Below are 22,358 nucleotides of genomic sequence, written 5' to 3' on the forward strand. Positions count from 1 at the left end.
GCGTGCTACCAGTTTCTGAAGCGTTCAGGTGGGTCGTACAGGCCGCCGGAGGCGCGCACCAGATCGCGCATGGAGCGGGCGGCCAGCAGGTCGCGGGTGGCGTCGCGCTTGTCGATCTGCAGGTCTTCGGCGCGCTGGATGATGCCGCGGTCGCGCAGGTTTTCGACCATGCGGCGGTCGCGACCCAGGCCGATGGGGGTGTAGCCGGCCACGCCGCGGATCGCCTGTTCGCGCTCTTCATCGCTACGGCACAGCAGCAGGTTGGCAATGCCTTCCTCGGTCAGGATGTGGGTCAGGTCGTCGCCGTAGATCATCACCGGCGGGATCTCCATCTTGGCCTGCTCGGCCAGCTTCCAGGCGTCCAGGGTGTCCACAAAGGCGGGTTGCATGTGTTCGCGGAAGGTTTCCACGATCTGCACCACCAGCTTTTGGCCGCGCGGCATGGCGGCCACACCGCCACGGCCGGCCCGGGCCTGGGCGCCGGCCTTGAGCCAGGCAGGCGTGGCGTGGCGGCGGCCGCGGGCGTCTGCCCCCATATTGGGTGCGCCGCCGAAGCCGGCGATCCGGCCCTGGGTGGCGGTGGAGCTGTGGCCGTTCAGGTCGATCTGTAGGGTCGAGCCTATGAACATGTCGCAGGCATAGTGGCCGGCGGCCTGGCTGAAGGCACGGTTGCTGCGTAGCGCACCGTCGGCACCGGTAAAGAACACATCGGGTCGGGCGCGTACATAGTTTTCCATGCCCAGCTCGGAGCCGAAGGAATGCACCGATTCGACCCAGCCGGCTTCGATGGCCGGGATCAGCGCCGGGTGCGGGTTCAGTGCCCAGTGCTTGCAGATCTTGCCCTTCAGGCCCAGCGACTCGGCGTAGGTGGGCAGCAGCAGCTCGATGGCCGCGGTGTCGAAGCCTATGCCGTGGTTCAGGCGCTGCACGCCGTATTCGGAATAAATGCCCTTGATCGCCATCATGGCCATCAGCACCTGGATTTCGCTGATCTGCGCGGGGTCGCGGGTGAACAGCGGCTCGATCACATTCGGCGTGGGGGCGACGATCACAAAGTCCACCCAGTCGCCGGGAATGTCCACGCGCGGGACCTTGTCTACCAGCTCGTTGACCTGGGCGATGACGATGCCGCTCTTGAAGGCCGTGGCTTCGACGATGGCTGGCGTGTCCTCGGTGTTCGGGCCGGTGTAGAGGTTGCCCTGGGCGTCGGCCGAGTGGGCGGCGACCAGGGAAATGCGCGGCGTCAGGTCCACAAAGTAGCGGCTGAACAGCTCCAGATAGGTATGGATGGCGCCGATCTGGATCTGCCCGGCGGCGACCAGCTTGGCCAGGCGGCCGGCCTGCGGCCCGGAGAACGAGAAGTCCAGCTTGGAGGCAATGCCCAGCTCGAATACGTCCAGGTGCTCGGGCAGGGCCAGCACGGACTGCACCATGTGCAGGTCGTGTATCTGCGCGGGGTTCAGCCGGGTCAGGGTTTTGGCCAGAAAGTCGGCCTGCTTCTGGTTGTTGCCTTCCAGGCAGACGCGGTCGCCGCTGGCGATCACGGCGGACAACAAGCGTACCGCGTCGCTGGCCTGCGCCACTTTGCCCGACAGAGCCGGGCCCAACGTTTGGCGCGCTAGCTGCAGGCGCTGCGCGCGGCTGGTGGCCTGGGTGTTCCAGATTTTGGTGGATGCGGGCATGGTGGTTGGGGTCAGTCCAGCTTGGCGCCCGAGGCCTTGACGACGGCCGCCCAGCGCTTGACTTCGGAGCTGACGAAGGCCGCAAACTGCTCGGGTGTCAGGTTGCCGAACTCGGCGCCATTGCCGGCCCAGATGGTCTTGATTTCCTCGGACTGGCCAATCTGGCGTACCTGGTCGAGCATGTGTTTCTGGATGTCGGCGGGCGTGCCCTTGGGCGCCCACAGGCCGTACCAGGTGGTGACGGTGTATTCGGGCAGGCCGAGTTCGGCCGCGCAGGGTACGTCGGGGAAGCCGGGGTTGCGCTTGTTGCCCGAGACCATCAAGGCCTTGATGCGGCCGCCCTTGATATGGGTGGCGCTGGAGCCCAGGCCGTCAAACATCATGTCCACGTTGCCGCCAATAAGGTCCTGCAAGGCAGGGCCTGCGCCGCGGTAGGGAATGTGGGTGATGAAGGTCTTGGTCTGCAGCTTGAACAGCTCGCCCGCCAAGTGGTGCGAGGTACCTGCGCCGGCCGAGCCGTAGTTCAGTTTGCCCGGATTCTTGCGGACAAAGTCCATGAAGGCCTTGAAGTCGCCGGGCAGCTTCTTGGGGTTGACCACCAGCACCTGCGGCACATTGGCCAGCAAGGCCAGCGGCACAAAGTCTTTTTCGATGTCGTAGTCCAGCTTGGGGTACATGGACGGGGCGATCGCGTGGTGCACCGCGCCCATGAAATAGGAGTAGCCATCGGGCGCAGCCTTGGCGGCGATGCTGGCGCCCAAGGTGCCGCCTGCACCACCCCGGTTGTCGATGATCAGCGGCTTGCCGACAATTTTGGCGAACTGGGCCGACAAGGGGCGGGCAAATGCATCGGTGCCGCCACCAGCCGGGAACGGCACTACCAAGGTCACCGGCTTGGTTGGCCAGTTGGTGTCGGCATGGCTGGGTAGAGACCAGGGCAACAGCCCGGCCGCAACGGCAGTCAGCGCGCTTCTGCGAGAAAGGGGGGCATAGGGGGCGCATGAGGCAAGTGGACGGTTCATGGTGCAGTCTCCTGGTGGCTGGGCTAGCGGGGCAGATTTTGACAAGAAATGCTTGGCAATAAATTCTTATTGGCTTTTAATGTATTTATTAAATCATTTTAAAAGTACTTAAAACAGTCAGTGCATACCCTGAGCCCTGGCTTCGGTGGGAAAATTCCGGCATGAAAATTTCAGAGCAGTTGCGCGAAAAGATCGAGGAGCAAATTGCGACGGGGGAGTTGCCGCCCGGCAGTGCGCTGGACGAGGCCATGCTGGTCGAGCGTTACGGCGTGTCGCGCACGCCCATCCGCGAGGCCTTGCTGCTGCTGTCGGCTGAAGGTCTGATCGACATCCGGCCGCGGCGTGGCGCCCTGGTGAAGAGCCCCAGCCCCATCCGTTTGATTGAAATGTTTGAAGTGATGGGTGAGGTCGAGGCCATGTGCGGTCGCCTGGCCGCCAGGCGCATGGACGCAGCCGAGCGCCAGGGGCTGGTTGAAGCCCATGGTGCCTGCGAAGCGGCCCGGGCAGCGGCAGACAGCGATGCCTACTTCTATGGCAACGAGCGCTTCCATATGGCGATCTACAGCGGCAGCCACAACGGTTTTCTGCAGGAGGAGGCCATGTCCTTGCACCGCCGGCTGCGCCCTTACCGGCGCTTGCAGCTGCGGGTACGCGGCCGTCTGGATGTTTCGTTTTCAGAGCATGCAGCCGTGGTGCAGGCGATTCTGGCGGGCGATGGCGATGCGGCCGCTGTGGCTTTGCGTGACCATATCGTGGTGCAGGGCGAGCGTTTTGCCGATTTGGTGGCATCGTTGGAAGCACTCAAGTAGACGGCGCCTTGGGCGGGGTTCAGCGGCAGTTTTGGCGGGCCGGGCGCAAGAGCCCATACACTCCCGCTGAATTTTGATTTGCCCATCATGACCGAAGCCCACGCCAACCACAATCTGTTTGCCGCCCTGCGCGCGGCTTTTCCTGCTGACTTGCACTCTACTGCGGTAGAAACCACGGACCCGCAGGGCGAGCCTCTTTCGTACTCCTGGCAAGACCTGGAGCGCGGTAGCGCCATGCTGGCCAATTTACTGGCCTCGCTGGGTTTGCCCGTGGGGGCCCGCATCGCGGTACAGGTGGAGAAGTCCGTCGAAGCCATGCTTTTGTACCTGGCAACACTGCGCGCGGGCTATGTGTTTTTGCCGCTCAATACCGCCTACCAGTCGGGCGAGATCAGTTACTTCATCGGCAATGCCGAGCCGGCGGTCGTGGTCTGTAGCGGGGCCAATTTTGGTTGGGTCAGCAAAATTGCCTTTATGGCGGGCTGCCAGTATGTTTTTACCCTCAACGATGACCGCACCGGCTCCTTGCTGGACCGTGCTGCCCACCACAGCGACCAGCATGCGGTGGTAGCGCTGGACGCGGACGATCTGGCTGCCATCCTGTATACCAGTGGCACGACGGGCCGCAGCAAGGGGGCCATGCTGACGCACGGCAATCTGCTGAGCAATGCGCGCACCTTGAAGGAATACTGGGGCTGGGTGCCCGGCGATGTGCTCATGCACGTCTTGCCGATTTTCCATGTGCACGGCCTGTTTGTCGCCATCCATGGGGCGCTGTTGAACGGCAGCAAGATGCTGTGGATGGCCAAGTTCGACCCGCGCAAGGTCATAGACAAGCTGCCCGAGACTACGGTGTTCATGGGCGTGCCCACCTTGTATGTGCGCCTGCTGCAAGAGCCGGGGCTGACGCCGCAGGCGGTGCGCAATATGCGTTTGTTCATTGCCGGCTCTGCTCCCTTGCTGATCGAAACCTTCAAAACCTGGCAGGAGCGCACCGGCCACACCATCTTGGAGCGCTACGGCATGAGCGAGACCGCCATGCTGACCTCCAACCCCTATTTGCCGGCCGACGGCGAGCGCCGTGGTGGCACGGTAGGCTTCCCCTTGCCAGGTGTGCAGTTGCGGGTGGTGGACGATGCCGGCCAAGCGTTGTCCACAGGCGAAATCGGCGGTATCCAGGTCCAGGGGCCCAATGTGTTCAAAGGCTATTGGCGCATGCCCGAGAAGACCGCCGAAGAGTTCACGGCCGATGGCTTCTTCAAGACCGGCGACCTGGGGCTGGTCGACGCGCGCGGCTATGTGACCATTGTGGGCCGCAGCAAAGACCTGATCATCAGCGGCGGCTACAACGTCTATCCGGCCGAGATCGAGTCCGTGATCAACGACCTGCCCGGCGTGGCCGAGAGTGCGGTGGTGGGCGTGCCGCATCCTGATTTCGGCGAAGTAGGGGTGGCGGTGGTGATCGCCCAGGGTGGAGCACCATTGGATGCCGCGCAGATTCTGGCGCACCTGAAAACCCAGTTGGCTAACTTCAAGATTCCCAAGCACTGTGCTGTGGTGGATGCCTTGCCGCGCAATGCCATGGGCAAGGTGCAGAAGAATCTGCTACGCACCCAATTCCAAGGGATGTTCGGGTAATCCGTCTTGAGTTGGCGCGGTGATTGCCGATAAGGTAACTACATCCCGCAACAGCATGTGTCGGATGGCACGGGTATCCGGCCGTGGAATAAAACTTTACACGCTGTAACAGCCGGCTTTTCTGATGAACTACCACACACTTCGTAACAGAATGTGACTCCATGACGGCATAATGATCGCATGCAAACTCTAGTAGCTTACGCCTGAACCATGGGAGACCGTGCACCTGTCTGGATTGATGTGGCCCAGCTGCGGCGTGGCCTGTTCATCCAGCTGGATTTAGGCTGGATGGACCACCCCTTTCCCAAGGGCAGTTTCAAGATTGTTTCGGACGACCAGATCAAGACGATTCTCTCGTTGGGGATCACGCAGGTGCGTTACTTTCCAGACCAGAGCGATACCCCGCAAGATACCGGTGCGCTGGCTCAAAATGAGCCTGAAGTGGCTCATGCACGAACCAGTGGCACCCCCCATGCCGCGCCGCAACCCCCGGTGGTGAGCGAAACCGACCTGGTGGGGGCTCAGCGCCGAGAGCGGTTGGCTGTACAGCAGCGCAGCCTGGCCGTATGCGAACGGCGCTTTTCCGAAGCCACCCAGCAGTATCGGCGCGTGGTCGAGCAGTCCAGCTTGCGGCCCACCCAGATGCGCGATGAGAGCCTGGCCATGGTGACCGGCTGTGTGGATGACATCCTGGCCGAAGGCGAGTCGGCGATCCGCCTGCTGTCCGAGGCCATGGGCGAGCGCAGCGCCGTGCATCCTGTGAATGTGATGGTGATCTCGCTGCTGCTGGGCAAGGCTCTGGGTCTGCCCGCCACGGCCCTGGCTGAGCTGGGGCTGGCGGCGTTGCTACACGACCTAGGCAAGATCCAGTTGGCCGAGCGCCTGCGCTACCAGGACCCGGGGTTTTCCGCGTCGGAATTGCTGGTGTACCAGGAGCACGTGGAGCACAGCCTGGTGATTGGGCGGCGCATGGGCGTGTCGGAAGACGTGCTGCGCGCAATAGCCCAGCACCATGAGCTGAGCGATGGCAGCGGCTTTCCTTCGGGCCTGATGGGGGCCAACCTGTCGGCCAGCGGCAAGATACTGGCCCTGGTAAACCGTTACGACAATCTGTGCAACCCGCCCCGGCTGGTCAACGCCATGACGCCGCACGAAGCCTTGTCGATGATTTTTGCGCAGATGAAAGCGCGCTTCGATACCGCAACGCTGGGCGCGTTCATCCGCATGATGGGCGTGTATCCACCGGGCTCGGTAGTGCAGCTGGTCAACGATGGCTATGCGATGGTGGTGTCGGTCAATTCGACCCGGCCTCTGAAGCCCTATGTCATCGTTTACGACGTGGCCGTGCCGCGCGAAGAAGCGCTGATGGTGGATCTGGAGCACGCGCCCGAGCTGGGCATACGGCGAAGCCTGAAGCCATCCCAGCTGCCGCGGGCGGTGCAAGACTATCTTTCGCCACGCCAGCGGGTGGCCTACTTTTTTGAGCGGGTGGCTGGCTCCGATAGGCCAGGGGCCGCGGGATGATTCCCACGTTGTTGGGAGAATTGATCGAAGGTCTACCCGATGCAATATGGATAGTTGCACCGCGTGATTTGCGCATTCTGGCGGTGAACATTGCGGCAGAGCAGCTATTGGGTATGCCGCGCGAGGCCCTGGTTGGCCAGGCCGTGACCAATTTGACGCCCGCACCCGAAGACCTGTATTTCTGGGACGACGTAGCGGCCGGCCATGCGCAGGGCATAGGCTCCGAGACCCGGGTGCTGCGCGGCGACGGCAGCAGCCTGCAGGTTGAGCGCCGGGTCAGCCCCTTGCGCCTGGACGGCGGCCAGCAGATCTATGTGGTGAACCTGCGCGACCTGACACCGCTGCGCCAGGTCGAAGACCGGTTGGAGCTGGTGCTGGCCGAAATGCAGGCCACGCTGGAGTCCACCGTGGACGGGATTCTGGCCTGCAGCCTGGCCGGTGTGGTCACTGTGTGCAACCGCCGTTTTGCCGAACTGTGGGACCTGCCTCCCACCTTGCGCATCGCCCACAACGACCAGGCCTTGTACGCCCACATGGCGCAGGCCGTCGTGCACACGGCGGCCTACCGGCGGCGTATGCAGCACATCACCACCACCCCTCTGTACCAGGGCACGGACACCCTGGTGCTGCACAACGGGCGGATTCTGGAGCGCGTGACCCGGCCGCAGATCAGCCAAGGGCGGGCGATTGGCCGGGTGTATTCGTTTCGTGACATCACCGAGCGCGTCGAGTCTGAGGCCCAGCTGCAGCTGGCGGGCAAGGTGTTCGAGTCCAGCCTGGACGCGATCTTCATTGCCGACGCACAGCACCATGTGGTGGCGGTCAATCCCGGTTGCGAGCGGCTCAGCCGCAGCCCGGAACTGCGCTTGCTGGGGCAGATGGCTCCAGATCTATTCAAGGATGTAGACGGCACGCCGCTGTTCAGCCGGGTCCAGCTGGGCTGGCAGCGCGAAGGGCACTGGGATGGCGAAGCCCTGCACCAGCGCGGCGACGGCAGCAGCTGCGTGGTGCATTTGTCCTGGGTGGCGCTGCGCGATGGCCAGGGCCAGGTCACGCAGAGCATAGGTTTCTTCAAGGATTTGACCGAGAAAAAGGCCAGCCACGAACGCATCGAGCAACTGGCCTACAGCGATGTGCTGACCGGCCTGCCGAACCGCTTGATGCTGTCGCAGCGGGTGGACTTTGCGCTGCGTCTGGCCGACCGCGATGGCGGCGAGTTCGCCATTTTGTTCATCGACCTCGACCGCTTCAAGAACATCAACGATTCGCTGGGCCATCTGTTTGGCGACCGGGTGCTGGTCGAGGTGGGCCAGCGCCTGCTGGGTTGCCTGCGCCAGGTCGATACCTTGTGCCGCCTGGGGGGCGACGAGTTCGTGATGTATGTGCACCAGGCGGACGCCGAGGGCGCCAAGATGGTGGCCCAACGCGTTCTGCAGAGCCTGGAGCAACCCTTTCACCTGGACGACGTGGATTTCTCGGTGGGCTGCAGCATCGGCGTCGCCATGTTCCCCGCCGATGGCCGGACCCTGGACGACATGATCAAGTCGGCCGACACGGCGATGAACCGGGTCAAGGAGCGGGGCCGGGGCAACTTCCGCTTCTACCAGCCGCAGATGAACGTGGCCCTGCTGTCGCGCATGAAGATGGAACACCGCATGCGCCAGGCGATGGAGGGCGGGCGCTTCCGGCTGTACTACCAGCCCCAGGTGTGCCTGAACACCGGCGTGGTGTTGGGCGTGGAGGCGTTGATCCGCTGGTTCGATGTGGAGCTGGGCTCGGTACCGCCGGGCAATTTCATCCCGCTGGCCGAGGAGTCGGGCTACATCGTCACCATCGGTGCCTGGGTGTTGAACGAGGCGGTGCGCCAGGCAGCGGTATGGCAGGCCCAAGGCTGTGCGCGCACGGTATCGGTGAACGTGTCGTCGCTGCAGTTCCAGCAGGCCGATTTTGTGGAGCGTGTGGCATCGGCTTTGCAGAATTCTGGCCTGGACCCGGCCTCATTAGAGTTGGAGTTGACCGAATCTATCCTGGTGCAGGATGCCGACGAAGCGCTGGCGCGGCTGCAAGCCCTGGCGGCGCTCGGCGTGGTGCTGTCGATCGACGACTTTGGCACCGGCTATTCCAGCCTGGCCTATTTGAAGAAGTTTCCCATCCACAAGCTGAAGATAGACCGGTCGTTCATCCGTGGCCTGCCGGCCGACGAGAGCGACCAGGCGATTGTCAGCGCCATCATCCAGATGGGCCGGGCCCTGAAGCTCACCGTGATTGCCGAGGGCGTGGAGACCACCGCCCAGCGCGATCTGTTGCAGCGCATGCACTGCGACCAATACCAGGGCTTCTTGTGCTCTCCCGGCGTGCCCAGCGAAGACCTGGAAAACGTCATCGGCCTGGCCATGGGCCGCTACGCGGAACCCAGCTGAGCTGTTTTTGCGTGCGGGGGAGGGGGAATGAGGTGTCTGCGAATGCCACCGGACCGGCATCCTGAACCGGGGTTCAGGTGGGCTAGGTCACCCTGGAGTTGGGTTCATCTAACGCGAGATGATCACGCTCCCCAGGGGATATTCCAGGCCCGGGCTCATAGAGCATTGGTTCAAGGAAATATAAAGCCCGGCATGCACCGCAGACGGGCCTATTCTAAATTAAATCAGCTGTCCGTCCTGGCTTAAAGCCTGGTCCAGCTGCTCAATCAGGCCGGCCAGTACCGGGTCGCTGTCCGCCGATGCAGTGGCGGCGCTCTGCGGAGGCGCGGGGCGCGGAGCGGGAGCCCGGTCGCGGTCCGACAGGTCGAACGCCAGGTTCAGCGCGGCCAGCACGGCGATGCGGTCGCGGGCCTTGATCTTGCCGCCATCGCGGATCGCGCACATGGCCGTGTCCACCATTTTCACGGCGTCCAGCAAGCGGGCCTCGCCGCCTTCGGGGCAGCCCAGCAAATAGCTTTGGCCGAGGATTTGTACTTCCAGCTGCTTCATGGCGTGTCCTTGCGGGGGGCTGCGCGTACCGCAGGAGGCGGGCCGGCGTCGGGCAGGCGCTCCAGCAGCGCGTCGATACGGGCACGGGCGGCACCCAGGCGCGACTTCAGCGAATCGCGCTCCTGCTCCAGCGACGCGACCTGTTCGGTCAGCAATTTGTTGGTGCGCTGCAGCTCGCGGTAGCGCAGCAGCAGGCGTTCGGTGCGCTCTGCAACTTGATCAATTTGGGTGGGGGTGGCCATAAGCCACCGATTCTAGTGACTAGTGTGCGGCCCCCCATCGTAAAATTCGCGCGTTGGTGCTCGCGGCGTGGTTCACACGGCGCAGTTCAACGGGAAGCAGAAGGAGGCCGCAAACCTCCGAGCCTGCGCTGCCCCCGCAACGGTCAAACGGATGGGTCCCTGGACCCGCCTCCTGCCAATCAGTCACTGGGTGTCACCGAACACATGCCTGGGAAGACGGTAGGAGTTTCCGCCAGCCCGGATACCGGCCAACACGGTGACGGCATGCGTCAGGGCGCAACCCTGGCGCGCCGTCTTGACGCCCATGCACTGGCGGGGACGCCGGTGCGGGCCTATACAAGTGCTAAACACCATGACCAGCGAACTGATACTCGGCGGCCAGAAAAGCGGCAAGTCGCGCCGCGCCGAGCAACGGGCTGCCGCCTGGCTGGCTGCGTCCGCCGACCACCGTGCCGTCTTCGTCGCCACTGCCCAGCCCTGGGACGACGAGATGCGCGCGCGCATCGCCCGGCACCAGAGCGACCGGGCCGAGCGCGTGCCCGGCATGCTGACGATCGAAGAACCGCTGCTGCTGGCCGCGGCCATCGCCCAGCACAGCCGGGCCGACACATTGGTGGTGGTCGACTGCCTGACGCTGTGGCTGACGAATCTGCTGATGCCCGCAGAATTTACGGAAAATAGCCCTTCGGTGCAGGTAGCACCTGCGGCAGTAGCTATGTTTTTGGAAGCAATCAGCGCCGCGCCCGGCCCGCTGGTGCTGGTGGGCAACGAGATCGGCCTGGGCGTGATTCCCATGGGCCGCGAGGTGCGCGCCTTCGTCGATGCGCTGGGCAGCCTGAACCAGCAGGTGGCGCAGCGCTGCCAGCGCGTGACCTTGATGGCGGCGGGCTTGCCTTTGACTTTGAAAGACGCAGCATGAAGCTGTGCTTGTGGATCTGCCTGCTGGTCGCCGTGCCCGCGCAGGCGCTGCAGCTGACCGACGACCGCGGCGTCAACGTCAGCTTCGCCCAGACGCCGCAGCGCATCGTCAGCCTGCTGCCCTCCCTGACCGAGAGCGTCTGCGAACTGGGCCAGTGCGCGCGGCTGGTGGCGGTAGACCGCTACTCCAACTTCCCCGACAGCGTGCGCAGCCTGCCCCAGGTGGGCGGCGGACTCGATCCGAACATCGAGGCCATCGTCGCCCTGCGACCGGACGTGGTGCTGCTGGCCACCGCCTCGCGTGCCAGTGCGCGTCTGGAGGCGCTGGGCATCAAGGTCGTCGCGCTGGAGCCTAAAACCTACAAGGACGTGCAGCGCGTGCTGGCCAAGCTCGGCCAGCTGCTGCAGGTGGCGGACGCGGCGCGTATCTGGCGCAACATCGATGCGGCAGTATCGGCCGCAGCCCAGTCGCTGCCGGCCAAGGTCAAGAACACACGCGTCTACTTCGAGGTGAATTCCGCGCCGTACGCAGCCGGCAGCACCTCCTTTATCGGCGAAACCATGGCCCGGCTCGGCGTGCAGAACATCGTGCCGCCGGCGCTCGGCCCGTTCCCCAAGCTGAACCCGGAATTCGTCGTCCGCGCCAACCCGGACCTGATCATGGTGGGCGACCGCAACGCGCTGGGGCTGGAGCAGCGCCCCGGCTGGGCCGCCATCCGCGCGGTCCGCGAAAAGCGCATCTGCGTGTTCACCACCGCCCAGTCGGACACCCTGGTGCGCCCCGGCCCGCGCATGGCCGAAGCCGCGCGTACCATGGCCGCCTGCCTGCAGGACAAAGCCCCGTGACAGCCCGGCGCGCTGGGCTTTTGGCAACCGGTTTGCTGCTGCTGGCCCTGGCCTTGCTGGCCGTCGGCGCCAGCATCGGCAGCACCGGTTTCGAAGGCCTGCTGGCGGCGCGGCACGATGCCGTGGCGCTGCAGATCCTGCTGGATATCCGCCTGCCGCGCACCCTGGGCGCCTGGCTGGCCGGGGCCTTGCTGGGCCTGGCCGGTGCGGTAGCGCAAGGCCTGTTCCGCAATCCGCTGGCCGACCCGTACCTGCTGGGCAGCGCATCCGGCGCTTCGCTGGCGATGGCTCTCGCGCTGGTGCTGTTGGGCGTATCGCCATTCGCTACCGCCTGGCTGGTGCGCGTTGGGCTCACCGGTGCGGCCTTTGCCGGTGCGATCGGTGGCGTGCTGCTGACCTTGCTGCTGGCAAATAGCGTGCAGCACACGCTGCGCCTGCTGCTGGCCGGGGTCATCGTCGGCGTGGTGCTGGGCGCGGCCAAGGATCTGGTGACGCTGGGCGCGCCGGACATCCTCAGCGCGATGCAGGGCTTCAACCTGGGCAGCACCAGCTTTGTCGGCTGGACGGCGTGTGCGCTGATGGCCGGCGTGTGGCTGCTCTGCGTGGCGGTGGCCTGGGCGCTGGGCCATGTGCTCGACGGCCTGAGCCTGGGCGAAGCTACGGCCCAAAGCCTGGGCCTGCCGCTGCCGCGCATGCGTGCCATCCTGATTCTGGTGCTGGCCCTGGCTACCGGCACGGCCGTGGCGCAGACCGGCATGATCGCCTTCGTCGGCCTGGCCGCGCCGCATCTGGCGCGTTCGCTGGTGAAGACCACGCACAGCCGGCTCATCCTGCTGTCCAGTCTGGCCGGGGGCGTGCTGCTGATGGCGGCCGATATCCTGGCGCGTTGGCTGCTGGCGCCGCAGGAGCTGCCGGTGGGCGTGCTGACGGCGGTGCTCGGCGGCAGCTACCTGCTGTGGCGCATGCACAAGCGTGGCGGAGGTTTGCTATGACAAACATAGCACTTCGTGCAAGCGGCGTCTGCGCCAGCCTGTCAAAAGCCCCGATATTGCATGGCATCGATGCGAGCTTTGGCAAAGGCCGCTGGGCCAGCATCGTCGGCCCGAACGGCGCGGGCAAATCAACGCTGCTGAAGGTGCTGGCCGGCTTGCTGCCATGCACCGGCAGCGTGGAATTGCTGGGCCGGCCGCTGGCTTCGTTCCCCGGTCGGCAACGCGCCCAAACCCTGGCCTGGCTGGGGCAGGGTGAGGCCAGTGCCGATGATCTGACGGTCTGGGACGTGGCCATGCTGGGCCGCCTGCCGCACCGCGCCTGGCTGGCCGCGCCGACCGCGGCCGACCAAGCGGCGGTCGAGCAGGCCTTGCGTTCCACCCAGGCCTGGGACTGGCGGGAACGCGCGCTCGGCCAGCTGTCGGGCGGCGAACGCCAGCGCGTGCTGTTGGCGCGGGGGCTGGCGGTGCAGGCGCCTGTGCTGCTGATGGACGAGCCGCTGGCGAACCTCGACCCGCCGCACCAGACCGACTGGCTGCTGCTGGTGCGCGCGCTGGTGGCGCGCGGCCACACGGTGGTCAGCGTGTTGCACGAGGTGTCGATCGCGCTGCAGGCCGACGACATGCTGGTGCTGGCCCAGGGCCGGGTGCGGCATGCGGGCCTGTGTGCCGACCCGGCCACGCACCACGCGCTGGAGCAGGTGTTTGACCAACGCATCACCATCCAGCGCGTATCCCATCAATGGATTGCGCTACCAAAAATATGAACGACCACGCCTTCAGCGCGCCCGAGCGCAACGCCGTCTACCGCGCGATCTTCGAGCGCCGCGACATGCGGCATTTCAATGGCGGCGAGGTCGAACCCGAGCTGCTGCGGCGCCTGCTGCTGGCCGCACACCACGGCCCCAGCGTCGGCTTCATGCAGCCCTGGCGCTTCATCCGCATCACCCAACTGGCGCAACGCCAGCAGCTGCACAGCGTGGTCGAGGCCGAGCGCCTGCTGACCGCCGAAGCCCTGGGCGAGCGGCAAGACGACTTCATGCGGCTGAAGGTGCAAGGCCTGCTGGACGCCGCCGAGCTGCTGGCCGTGGTGCTGCCCGATGGCCGCGAGAAGCACATCTTTGGCCGCCGCACCTTGCCGCAAATGGACCTGGCATCCGCCTCGTGCGCGATCCAGAACCTGTGGCTGGCAGCCCGTGCCGAAGGCCTAGGGATGGGCTGGGTCTCGCTGTTCGACCCGCAGGTGGTGGCCGGTGTGCTGGGCCTGCCAGCCGGCGCCGAGGTCATCGGCCTGCTGTGCCTGGGCCCGGTGGCCCAGTTCTATGACCGGCCGATGCTGGAGCAGGAACAATGGGCGCGCCGCACTGCCTTGGCCGAGCTGGTGTTTGACGACCAGTGGGGCCAGGCTTCCGCCCTGTTTGCTGACTGAAAATACGCCCACCATGCACATTCGAAGCTACCAAGAATCCGATGAAGCCGCCGTTGTCGCCCTCTGGCAAGCCTGCGGCCTGACCCGCCCCTGGAACGATCCGCACAAAGATATCGCGCGCAAGCTGCTGGTGCAGCGCGAGCTGTTTTTGGTCGGCGAAGTCGATGGCCAACTGGTCGCCACCGCCATGGCCGGCTACGAAGGCCACCGTGGCTGGGTCAATTACCTGGCGGTGCAACCTGACCAGCGCGGCCAGGGCCATGGCGCGGTGCTGATGGCGCACATCGAGCAACTGTTGCTGGCCCTGGGCTGCCCCAAGCTGAACCTGCAGGTGCGCTCCAGCAACACCGCGGTGCTGGATTTCTACCGCCACCTGGGCTACGCGCAGGACGAGGCCGTGAGCCTGGGCAAGCGGCTGATCCCCGATGGGCCTGCCGCTTGAACTGGGCCGTCGCTGCCGCGGCGCTGCTGCTGGCGCTGGCCGTCGATGTCTGGCTGGGCGAGCCGCGGGCCCGCTGGCACCCGGTGGTGTGGATCGGCAACTACCTGGGGTGGATCGGTCAACGCATTGCGCCCGCACAGGCGGCCCGCGACCCGGATTTCAAGGCTTTTGTGCTGGGTGCGCTGGCGTGGTCTGCGGGCGCTGCTACGGTTTGTGTAGCGGCGTGGTGGCTGCAGCATGCGTTGTTGCAGTTGCCGGCGCTGTTGGCCGCAGTGCTGCTGGGCCTGGTGCTGAAGCCACTATTGGCCTGGGCCATGCTTCAGCGCGAAGTGCTCGCGGTGGAAGCGGCGCTGGGTGAGTCCTTGGACGCCGGCCGCCAGCGGCTGTCCTGGCTGGTCAGCCGCGATGTGGCCGCGCTGACCGAGGGCCAGGTGCGCGAGAGCGCCATCGAGTCGCTGGCCGAGAACCTGAACGATTCGGTCGTGGCCCCCATCTTCTGGTTCGTGCTGTTCGGCCTACCGGGCGCGGCGCTGTACCGGTTTGCGAACACCGCCGACGCCATGTGGGGCTACCGCGGCGTGCGCAACGGCCGCGTCTGGGAATGGGCGGGCAAATGGGCGGCCTGGGCCGACGATGTGCTGTCGTGGCTACCCGCGCGCATCACAGCCGTGCTGCTGCTGGCCGTGGCCGGCAGTGGGCGGGGCTGGGCACTGCTGCGCGAGGCGCGTTTGACGCCCTCGCCGAACAGCGGCTGGCCGATGGCAGCCATGGCTCTGGTGCTGGATGTGCGGCTCGGCAAGCCCGGCGTCTATACCTTGAACAGCAGCGGGCGCGTGCCGGTTGCGGCGGATACCCAGCAGGCTGTGCGCTATGCAAGAAATACCTTGCTGGCGCTTATTCTTGCTGCGCTGGTAGCTCTGGTTTTAATAGCAAGATGACGCACATACCTGTCCACGGAGGGCCGGACGCACTGGGTGTGCCGCGGTTCGATTTCTCCACCAACAGCAATGCCTGCGGCCCGTGCCCGTATGCGCTGGCCGCCGTGCAGCAGGCCGACGCCACACGCTACCCCGACCCGCAGTACACCGCCATGAAACAACAGCTAGCGGCCTTCCACGGCGTGGCCGCGCAGCGCATCGTGCTGGCGGCCAGCGCCAGCGAGTTCATCCACCGCATCAGCGCGGTACACCAACGCCAGCGCGTGTACCTGCCGCAGCACCATTACGGCGACTACCTGCAGGCCGCGCAGGCCTGGAGCCTGGCCCTATCAGATGCGGCGCAGGCCCAGTTGCTGTGGGCCTGCGAGCCGTCCAGCCCCTTGGGCCAGGCCCATGCGGGTTTGCCGGTGTTGGTCGATGGCTTGCGGGCCGACCAGCAACTGGTGCTGGACTGCGCCTATGCGCCGCTGCGGCTGGAGGGCAGGGCGAGCCTGGACGCCGCGCAGCGTGATCGCGTCTGGCAGATGTGGACGCCGAACAAGGCCTTGGGCTTGACCGGCATCCGTGCCGCCTATGCGATCGCGCCATTGGGCGCAGACACCGCGGCGCTGCAGGCGCTGTGCCCGTCCTGGCCGGTCGGCGCGCACGGCGTGGCGCTGCTGCAGGCCTGGTGCGTATCGGCCAGCCAGCAGTGGCTGGCGCAGAGCCTGGTGAGGTTGCGTGAATGGAAGGCGCGGCAGCTCGCTGTGTGCAAAGCCCTGGGCTGGGAATGCCTGCCCAGTGACGCCAATTTCTTCTGCGCCCGGCCCGGCGGAGACGACTTGCCGCTGCGTCTGCAGCAGCTGCGCGCCTGCGGCATCAAGCTGCGCGACGCCACCTCTTTCGGCCTGCCGGGCTATGTGCGCCTGGGCGTGTTGCCGCCTTTGGCGCAGGATGCGCTCGTTTCGGCAAGCTAGACCTGTTCTTGCGCCTTGGGCGTTTTGTCCGTCGTGTCTTTGCATTCGGGCCATGCTCCGTCGTACGACAGCGGTTTGTCCTACCTGCGCAGAAAAGTTTGCTGCCAACATGGTGAGTCAACTACTGAAAGACCTATGACCGATCCAAGAAACGTTGCGCACGACAAAAAAGTGCAGCAAGAGAAGAAGCACCGCGGAGAAGAGTTGGCGCCCGGTGCAGACCAGACACCGCAGCCCGGCAAGAAGACGCACATGGAACACCATGCATCCGACACGCCCAAGGTTCCTGACGAGGCTGCGCCGGTGCCAACGGAAGAGAAGCCGCTGGACTGATCTACCGTTCTGGAAGGTGAGATGCGCAGTGCAGCGGGCACGGCCGCAGGAAGAAAGATTTAAGCCTCGGGTTCGTTGCAAACCACTTCGATGTTGTGCCCGTCCGGACCAATGACGAACGCAGCATAGTAGTTCGCGTGGTAGTGTGGGCGCAGACCCGGTGCGCCGTTGTCTTTGCCGCCCGCATCCAGCGCCGCGCGATAGAAAGCCTCGACTTGCTGGCGGTTCTTGGCCGCGAATGCCACGTGGAGATGCGCCGGTTTCTCCTGGGTCTCGAACAAACACAATGAAGACTTGCCGCCTGGTTGGCACAGCTCGACACCGTACGCCGGCGGCCCTTCCGAGGCAATCACTATGCCGAGCGGTTCGAGTGATTTGAGGAAGAATGCTTTGCTCGCTGCATAGTCGCTGACGCCGAATTTGACATGGTCAAACATGGGTTCTCCAGAAGTGTGCGGGCCTGCGCGAGGCCCAACGCGAAGGCCACTATAGCGTGGCGCAAACTTGTGGCGCCGTAATGCGCGGTCATTTCTCCCTCACAAGACGGAGCACTGGCTCCATCCAAAAGTTCAAGACCAATCGACTGCTAGCGCAGGAAATACCTGCGCTAGCAGCTACGCTTTATATAGCAAGCCACCCCAACCCGCTGCGAGCCCAGGCCGCTCACATCCGCACCACCAACCCCGTGCGGGCCGCCTCGGCAATCGCCTCCGTCACCCGCAGGTTCTGCACGCCATCGCGGGTGCTGACCAGCGGTTGCGCCTTGCCTTCGATCACATCGGCGAAGTGGTGGATCTGGTGCTTCAGCGGGTCGTCGCGCACCATGCCGACCACGCCGGATTCGAACTCTTTCCACCAGGAGCGGTCTTCGGGCCGCGGGTAGGTTTTGAGCCGCATGGTCGGCACGGACAGACTGCCGTGGGTGCCGGCGATCACGTAGCAGTCTTCGTCTGCATACGTGGCATAGGCCTTATTCTCCTGGCTGGTCTGCTCCCAGCTGCGCGGGCAAGCAGCGGTGTCGGACAGCATGAAACTGCCCAGCACGCCATTCGCAAAACGCAGGTTGATGGCCACCGTGTCTTCCACCGCGAAGCCGCGGGTGGCATTGCTGGCGAAGGCCTGTACCGCGGTGATCTCGCCGCACAGCATGCGCAGGTTGTGCACCTCGTGGACCATGTTTAGCAGGATGGGGCCGCCGCCGGTCTGGGCGCGCCAGGGGCCGTCAGCAAAGTATTCGTCGGGTTTGAAGAACTGCGCGCTGCCCATCACCGTGACCAGTTGGCCGAGCTGGCCCGAGTCCACCACCTGCTTGGCCTTGGCCATGATGGGGCTGTGCGCGCGGTGGTGGCCGACCAGCAGCTTGGCACCGGTTTCTTCTACCGCTTTCAGCAGCTGCTCACCTTCGGCCAAGGCGGGCGCCACCGGCTTTTCCAGCAGCACCGACAGGCCGGCGGCGATGCACTGCAGGGCTTGCGGCACGTGCAGATGGTTGGGCGTGGCCAGGATGATGCCGTCGGGCTTGGCGGCGGTGAGCAGCGCGTCCAGCGAGGTGTACAGCGGCACGCCGGCCTGGGCCGCAATCGCTACCGCGCTGGGCGAGGGGTCGACGATGGCCGAGAGGCTGCAGCGGTTGCTGCGGGCCAGTACTTCGATGTGGGCCAGGCCGATGTAGCCCGCGCCAGCAACGGCGATTTTCAGCGGTGTCATGGTGTCTCTTTATATGGATGGCTCACCCCCAGGCTCCAATGCTGCGCACTTTCCGCTAACCCCCTTGCAGGGGGCAACAGCAGCGGCCTGGCAAAGCCAGTTCCGCGCTGTTTCTGGACGGTGTGCCACCAGCAACGTGGGGTGATGCTGTTGGTGCTGCGGCATCGTAATCATGGTTGTTTGGTTTGTAATTAGTAAAGAAGATGATTCACAATTAGCCAATGGTGAACAATCAAGGGTGAGTACGCCGTGGTAAATACGCAATGGGAGCTGATCGACCTGCGGGTGTTCTGCTGCGTGGCGCGGCGCAGCAGCTTCAATGCGGCCGCAGTCGAGCTAGGAATTTCGCCCGCCTACGTGAGCAAGCGCGTGGCCGGGCTGGAGAAGGCCCTGGGCCTGGCGCTGTTCCACCGCACCACGCGCCGGGTGTCGATCACCGACGAGGGCGAGACTGCGCTGCTCTGGGCGCGCAAGGTCCTGGACACGGCCGACAGCCTTAGCCAAGAAGTCGGGCGCACGCGGGCCACGCCGTCGGGCACGCTGCGCATCAGCACCAGCCTGCGCCTGGGCCGCAACCACGTGGGCCACATCCTGGCGCGACTCAAGCTGCAGTACCCGGAGCTGGACATCTGGCTGGAGCTGGTGGACCGGCGGGTCGACGTGCTGGGTGAGGGTTTCGACATCGACATCCGCGTCGGCGATATCAGCGAGCCGTATCTGGTGGCCCATCCGGTGGCCCGCAGCGTGCGCGTGCTGTGTGCGGCGCCCAGCTACCTGGCACGCCGCGGCATGCCCAAGACCCTGGCCGAGCTGGCCCAGCACGACTGCCTGCTGTTCCGCGACCGCGACCAGGCCTACGGCGTCTGGCGGTTGGAGGGGCCGCAGGGCGTGGAGTCGGTCAAGGTGACCAGCACCCTGGGCTCGAACCACAGCGACGCAGTGCACAACTGGGCGGTCGACGGCCACGGCATCGTGCTGCTGTCCAGCTGGGACGTGGCGGCCCGGCTCAAAGACGGCAGCATGCAGCGCGTGCTACCCGCCTACCACCAGCAGGCGAATGTCTGGGCCGTGACGGCCACGCGCCTGGGCAACTCGGCCAAGCTGAAGGTCTGCGTGGATTTTCTGGTGCAGGAGCTGACCCAGGGGGCGTTTGCGCTGGATACGGTGGTGGTGTGAATCTGGTACCAAGAGGGGGGCAACACAAGTCCCTCTAAATTCGGGGCACACAAGAGTTCACCAATGTCGCGCAAACGGTTCCGGCACCACATAGCCAAAGACAGACCTTGAGTTGTGTGCAAGGCTTGCCTTTGTACTTTTCGCAAAATCGAGATAAGAACGCCTGTGGGCTCTCATTCCTACCTGAAAGTGGGTAGCGTACTGTGAGGATAAGTACCCAAATCAATAGAAGAGTGACACCAATTAGCAGGCCGAAGTGTTCTAAAAATGGTGTCATCAGGTAAATATCTATATGCCTTGAAGATTTTGAAAAGCCGCTATAGCTGCAGGTAGATTGCGTTGCGGCCTGAGCCGGACGGTCTCGTGTAGCCCTCTCTCCATGTTCCGCACCGCAGACAATGTCCCATTAGTACAAGCGGATCGCCATGTCGAAGTGCCAGCTGCGGCGGATCTCGATCACGTCGAATTCGCGGGCCAGGGCGGGTTGGAACGCCTGATAGCTCGCCTGGCTTTCTATGACGCTGCGTATCGCTTCGTCAAGAGCTGCCACGCCACTGGAGCGCACGAAGCTTACCGACTCTACCGAGCCGTCACTGCGCACGGCCACCATCACCAGGGGATCGGTGTGCGGCTGCTTGGCGGCTTCGCGGATGGCGTCAAAGGTCATGTTGAGCTCGATCTTTCGGCTCCAGGCTTCGGCGTAGCGGACCAGCTCCTCGTTGCTATCGCTACGGCCGAAGATCCGGCCGCGGCGGGCGCTGCTCCAGGAGGATGGCAGCGTGGGGGAGGGGCGTGCCGCTGCCGCGGCGGCTCGCCGATCGGCTTCCTCGTTTAATTGCCGTCCTATCGCTTTTAGCCGTTCTTCGCGTTGCGTCGCCGCCGCGCGTGCCGCCTCCAGCCGTGCGGCTTCGGCCCGCGCCGCTTCCTGGCGGCCAGCGTCCTGCCGCGCCGCCTCTTGCTGGGCTGCCGCCTGCTTGGCGGCCTCCAGGCGTTCGGCTTCCTGCCGCCCAGCTTCTTGCCGTGCAGCAGCTTGCGCCGCCGCCTCCTGGCGTTCCGCTTCCTGCCGCGCGGCCGCGGCGCGTGCTGCTTCCTGGCGTGCGGCGTCGGCCCGCGCCGCTGCTTGGCGGGCGGCATCCTGCTGGGCCGCCTCTTGCCGTGCTGCTTCTTGCCGCGCGGCCGCTTGCCGTGATGCCTCTTGGCGTTCGACTTCCGAACGGGCGGCTTCGGTGCGTGCGGCCTGCTGGCGGGCGGCGTCTTGGCTTGCAAGCTCTTCGCGGGCAGCCTGGGCCCGTGCGGCCTCTTGTTTGGCAGTCTCCTGGCGGGCTGCTTCTTGCCGTGCTGCCAACTGTTTTGCTGCCTCCAGGCGCTCGGCTTCCTGCCGCGTAGCTTCGGCCCGCGCCGCTTCTTGGCGGGCGGTGTTTTGGCGCAAGGCTTCCTGGCGTTCGGCCTCGGCGCGCGCCGCCTTGGCGGCTTCCTGTTTGTCGGCTTCCAGCCGGGCAGCCTGGGCCCGCAAGGCTTCTTGCCGAGCTGCCTCTTGTTTGGCCGCTTCGACCCGGGCCGCCTCCTGGCGCACGGCGTCCTGCCGCAACGCTTCTTGTTTTGCCGCTGCCTGCTTTGCGGTCTCCAGGCGCTCGGCTTCCAGCCGCACTGCCTCGGCCCGCGCGGCTTCCTGGCGGCTGGCCTCGGCCCGTGCAGCTGCTTGGCGCGCGGCGTCCTGCTGTGCCGCCTCTTGCCGCGCTGTCAGCAACCGGGTGGCTTCCTGGCGTTCGACTTCCAAGCGCGCGGCCTCGGTGCGGGCTGCTTCTTGGCGGACCGCCTCCAGCCTTGACGTCTCCAGCCGCGCTGCTTCGACCAAGCTCGCTTCCTGGCGTGCGGCGTCCTGCTGCGCGGCTTCTTGCCGGGCGGCAAGCTGCCGCGTGGCCTCCTGGCGTTCAAGCTCCAAACGCGCGGTTTCGGCGCGTGCCGCTTCCTGGCGGACGGCGTCTTTGCGCACAGCTTCCAGCCGGGCCGCCTCGGCCAAGGCCGCTTCCTGGCGGTCAGCCTCGATGCGCGCCGCCTTTGCGGCTTCTTGTCGATCCGCCTCCCGCTGGGCGGCCTGTGCCTGCAAGGCTTCTGCCGCCGCTTGCTGCTCAGCGGCCCGCTGCGCTGCCTCGATCCGCTTCGCTTCTTGTTCGGCAGCCTTCAGCCGGGCTGCCTCCTGGCGTTCGGCTTGCCGTCGCTCGGCGTCGCTGGGGGCCGGCATGGCAGGTGCCGGAGGCGCTATCCACGTCATCCCTTCGGGCGGGTTCGCTGCCGTGGCCGCAGGTTCGGAGTCCTGTGGCGGTGCGGTCTCGGCGGGTGGATCGGCACGCAATGGCGTTCCCGCAGGGGCGGCAACAGCCGTGGGTGGCGCTGGCGTAGCGCCAGCGGACGCAGGTGGACCCTGCGTTGCGTTCTGCGACGGTTCGGCGGTGGCGGCGGGCGCAGGTTCCAGCACAACGCGCAGCTCCGGCACCTCGCCGCGTCTTTCCTGCCAGGGGAAACCGAAGCCCGGAAGCCCGATCTCATCGCCCCCCAAGGTCAGGCTCAACAGCAGCGCGTGGAACAGCAGGGAGAACACAAACCCCAGCGACAGCCGCTCGCGCGCAGGGCGTATGCGCTGGCTCAGCCAGGGGCTATCGGTTGGAACGGGTATGGCTTCTATGGACACGTGCTGGGTGGCCCGGCAGCCGTACGCAGACTGCCGGGGAATATGGTGC

Annotated in this window: 21 protein-coding genes, 1 other RNA gene and 1 riboswitch; of the genes, 14 read left to right on the forward strand and 8 right to left on the reverse strand. The window is 65.4% G+C overall.

The genetic code is table 11. The features are described 5' to 3' along the window. Nucleotides 1-5: 5 nt before the first annotated feature. Both mdcA and J2X19_RS06755 read right to left on the reverse strand, forming a co-directional pair. Entirely contained in the window at nucleotides 6-1,682 is a 1,677-nt protein-coding gene (mdcA, locus tag J2X19_RS06750) for a malonate decarboxylase subunit alpha (RefSeq protein WP_310371781.1), read from the reverse strand. Between the two features lie 11 nt (nucleotides 1,683-1,693). Next, nucleotides 1,694-2,704 (reverse strand): Bug family tripartite tricarboxylate transporter substrate binding protein, encoded by a 1,011-nt coding sequence (locus J2X19_RS06755; protein ID WP_310371783.1) that lies wholly within the window; start codon nucleotides 2,702-2,704, stop codon nucleotides 1,694-1,696. Between the two features lie 161 nt (nucleotides 2,705-2,865). Here J2X19_RS06755 and J2X19_RS06760 point away from each other — a divergent pair, with 161 nt between their 5' ends. The 4 genes from J2X19_RS06760 (at nucleotide 2,866) to J2X19_RS06775 (ending at nucleotide 9,095) form a co-directional block, all read left to right on the forward strand. Next, the gene (locus tag J2X19_RS06760; RefSeq protein ID WP_092761260.1) at nucleotides 2,866-3,513 is read left to right on the forward strand and encodes a GntR family transcriptional regulator; all 648 of its coding nucleotides are present in this window, start codon (nucleotides 2,866-2,868) and stop codon (nucleotides 3,511-3,513) included. An 87-nt stretch (nucleotides 3,514-3,600) separates the two neighbouring features. Beyond that, nucleotides 3,601-5,151 (forward strand): malonate--CoA ligase, encoded by a 1,551-nt coding sequence (locus J2X19_RS06765; protein ID WP_310371786.1) that lies wholly within the window; start codon nucleotides 3,601-3,603, stop codon nucleotides 5,149-5,151. Between the two features lie 210 nt (nucleotides 5,152-5,361). Beyond that, nucleotides 5,362-6,675 (forward strand): cyclic di-GMP phosphodiesterase, encoded by a 1,314-nt coding sequence (locus tag J2X19_RS06770; RefSeq protein WP_310371788.1) that lies wholly within the window; start codon nucleotides 5,362-5,364, stop codon nucleotides 6,673-6,675. Continuing rightward, on the forward strand, nucleotides 6,672-9,095 hold the full coding sequence (locus J2X19_RS06775) for a sensor domain-containing protein (RefSeq protein ID WP_310371791.1): 2,424 nt from the start codon (nucleotides 6,672-6,674) through the stop codon (nucleotides 9,093-9,095). Before J2X19_RS06770 ends, J2X19_RS06775 begins: the two co-directional genes overlap by 4 nt. A 29-nt stretch (nucleotides 9,096-9,124) precedes the next feature. Here the strand turns inward: J2X19_RS06775 and ssrS are convergent. The 3 genes from ssrS to J2X19_RS06785 all read right to left on the reverse strand — a co-directional run bounded on the left by ssrS (nucleotide 9,125) and on the right by J2X19_RS06785 (nucleotide 9,886). Further along, nucleotides 9,125-9,304, reverse strand: a non-coding RNA gene (gene ssrS / locus J2X19_RS25940) — 6S RNA. Nucleotides 9,305-9,314: 10 nt separating this feature from the next. Further along, on the reverse strand, nucleotides 9,315-9,644 hold the full coding sequence (locus tag J2X19_RS06780; RefSeq protein WP_116608675.1) for a cell division protein ZapA: 330 nt from the start codon (nucleotides 9,642-9,644) through the stop codon (nucleotides 9,315-9,317). Then, nucleotides 9,641-9,886, reverse strand: coding sequence for a cell division protein ZapB (locus tag J2X19_RS06785; protein WP_116608674.1), 246 nt, complete (start codon nucleotides 9,884-9,886; stop codon nucleotides 9,641-9,643). Before J2X19_RS06785 ends, J2X19_RS06780 begins: the two co-directional genes overlap by 4 nt. A 37-nt stretch (nucleotides 9,887-9,923) precedes the next feature. Next, a riboswitch (cobalamin riboswitch) is annotated at nucleotides 9,924-10,153 on the forward strand. Between the two features lie 85 nt (nucleotides 10,154-10,238). Here J2X19_RS06785 and J2X19_RS06790 point away from each other — a divergent pair. From J2X19_RS06790 to J2X19_RS06830, 9 genes are all read left to right on the forward strand, one after another. Beyond that, nucleotides 10,239-10,805, forward strand: coding sequence for a bifunctional adenosylcobinamide kinase/adenosylcobinamide-phosphate guanylyltransferase (locus J2X19_RS06790; RefSeq protein ID WP_310371796.1), 567 nt, complete (start codon nucleotides 10,239-10,241; stop codon nucleotides 10,803-10,805). Continuing rightward, a complete protein-coding gene (locus J2X19_RS06795) occupies nucleotides 10,802-11,650 on the forward strand; it encodes an ABC transporter substrate-binding protein (protein ID WP_310371798.1) in 849 nt (282 codons plus the stop codon). The genes J2X19_RS06790 and J2X19_RS06795 overlap by 4 nt, the downstream gene beginning before the upstream one ends. 20 nt (nucleotides 11,651-11,670) lie before the next feature. Then, nucleotides 11,671-12,642 carry a FecCD family ABC transporter permease gene (locus tag J2X19_RS06800; protein WP_310371799.1) on the forward strand — a complete coding sequence of 324 codons (972 nt, stop codon included), beginning with the start codon at nucleotides 11,671-11,673 and terminating at the stop codon, nucleotides 12,640-12,642. Next, nucleotides 12,639-13,406: an ABC transporter ATP-binding protein gene (locus J2X19_RS06805; protein WP_310371800.1), complete on the forward strand. Its 768-nt coding sequence runs from the start codon at nucleotides 12,639-12,641 to the stop codon at nucleotides 13,404-13,406. The genes J2X19_RS06800 and J2X19_RS06805 overlap by 4 nt, the downstream gene beginning before the upstream one ends. Then, on the forward strand, nucleotides 13,403-14,068 hold the full coding sequence (gene bluB, locus J2X19_RS06810) for a 5,6-dimethylbenzimidazole synthase (RefSeq protein ID WP_116608669.1): 666 nt from the start codon (nucleotides 13,403-13,405) through the stop codon (nucleotides 14,066-14,068). Before J2X19_RS06805 ends, bluB begins: the two co-directional genes overlap by 4 nt. A gap of 13 nt (nucleotides 14,069-14,081) precedes the next feature. Further along, nucleotides 14,082-14,510, forward strand: coding sequence for a GNAT family acetyltransferase (locus J2X19_RS06815; RefSeq protein ID WP_310371804.1), 429 nt, complete (start codon nucleotides 14,082-14,084; stop codon nucleotides 14,508-14,510). After that, entirely contained in the window at nucleotides 14,507-15,448 is a 942-nt protein-coding gene (cbiB, locus tag J2X19_RS06820; protein ID WP_310371806.1) for an adenosylcobinamide-phosphate synthase CbiB, read from the forward strand. The genes J2X19_RS06815 and cbiB overlap by 4 nt, the downstream gene beginning before the upstream one ends. Further along, nucleotides 15,445-16,404, forward strand: a complete 960-nt coding sequence (locus tag J2X19_RS06825; RefSeq protein ID WP_310371808.1) for an aminotransferase class I/II-fold pyridoxal phosphate-dependent enzyme — start codon at nucleotides 15,445-15,447, stop codon at nucleotides 16,402-16,404. Before cbiB ends, J2X19_RS06825 begins: the two co-directional genes overlap by 4 nt. Nucleotides 16,405-16,539: 135 nt before the next feature. Beyond that, complete coding sequence (locus J2X19_RS06830; protein WP_116608664.1) at nucleotides 16,540-16,737, forward strand: hypothetical protein; 198 nt, start codon at nucleotides 16,540-16,542, stop codon at nucleotides 16,735-16,737. Nucleotides 16,738-16,796: 59 nt separating this feature from the next. Here J2X19_RS06830 and J2X19_RS06835 read toward each other — a convergent pair whose 3' ends face one another. Both J2X19_RS06835 and J2X19_RS06840 read right to left on the reverse strand, forming a co-directional pair. Beyond that, nucleotides 16,797-17,174: a VOC family protein gene (locus J2X19_RS06835; protein WP_310371811.1), complete on the reverse strand. Its 378-nt coding sequence runs from the start codon at nucleotides 17,172-17,174 to the stop codon at nucleotides 16,797-16,799. A gap of 226 nt (nucleotides 17,175-17,400) precedes the next feature. Next, entirely contained in the window at nucleotides 17,401-18,444 is a 1,044-nt protein-coding gene (locus J2X19_RS06840) for a Gfo/Idh/MocA family protein (RefSeq protein WP_310371812.1), read from the reverse strand. 249 nt (nucleotides 18,445-18,693) lie between these two features. Between J2X19_RS06840 and J2X19_RS06845 the strand changes: the two genes are divergently transcribed. Then, nucleotides 18,694-19,620, forward strand: a complete 927-nt coding sequence (locus J2X19_RS06845; protein ID WP_310371814.1) for a LysR family transcriptional regulator — start codon at nucleotides 18,694-18,696, stop codon at nucleotides 19,618-19,620. A gap of 406 nt (nucleotides 19,621-20,026) precedes the next feature. Here the strand turns inward: J2X19_RS06845 and J2X19_RS06850 are convergent, their stop codons facing one another. Then, nucleotides 20,027-22,309: a TonB C-terminal domain-containing protein gene (locus J2X19_RS06850; RefSeq protein ID WP_310371817.1), complete on the reverse strand. Its 2,283-nt coding sequence runs from the start codon at nucleotides 22,307-22,309 to the stop codon at nucleotides 20,027-20,029. Between the last annotated feature and the right edge of the window lie 49 nt (nucleotides 22,310-22,358).

Origin of the sequence: Rhodoferax ferrireducens (assembly GCF_031458075.1) — a bacterium.
Lineage (GTDB): Bacteria > Pseudomonadota > Gammaproteobacteria > Burkholderiales > Burkholderiaceae_C > Rhodoferax_B > Rhodoferax_B ferrireducens_A.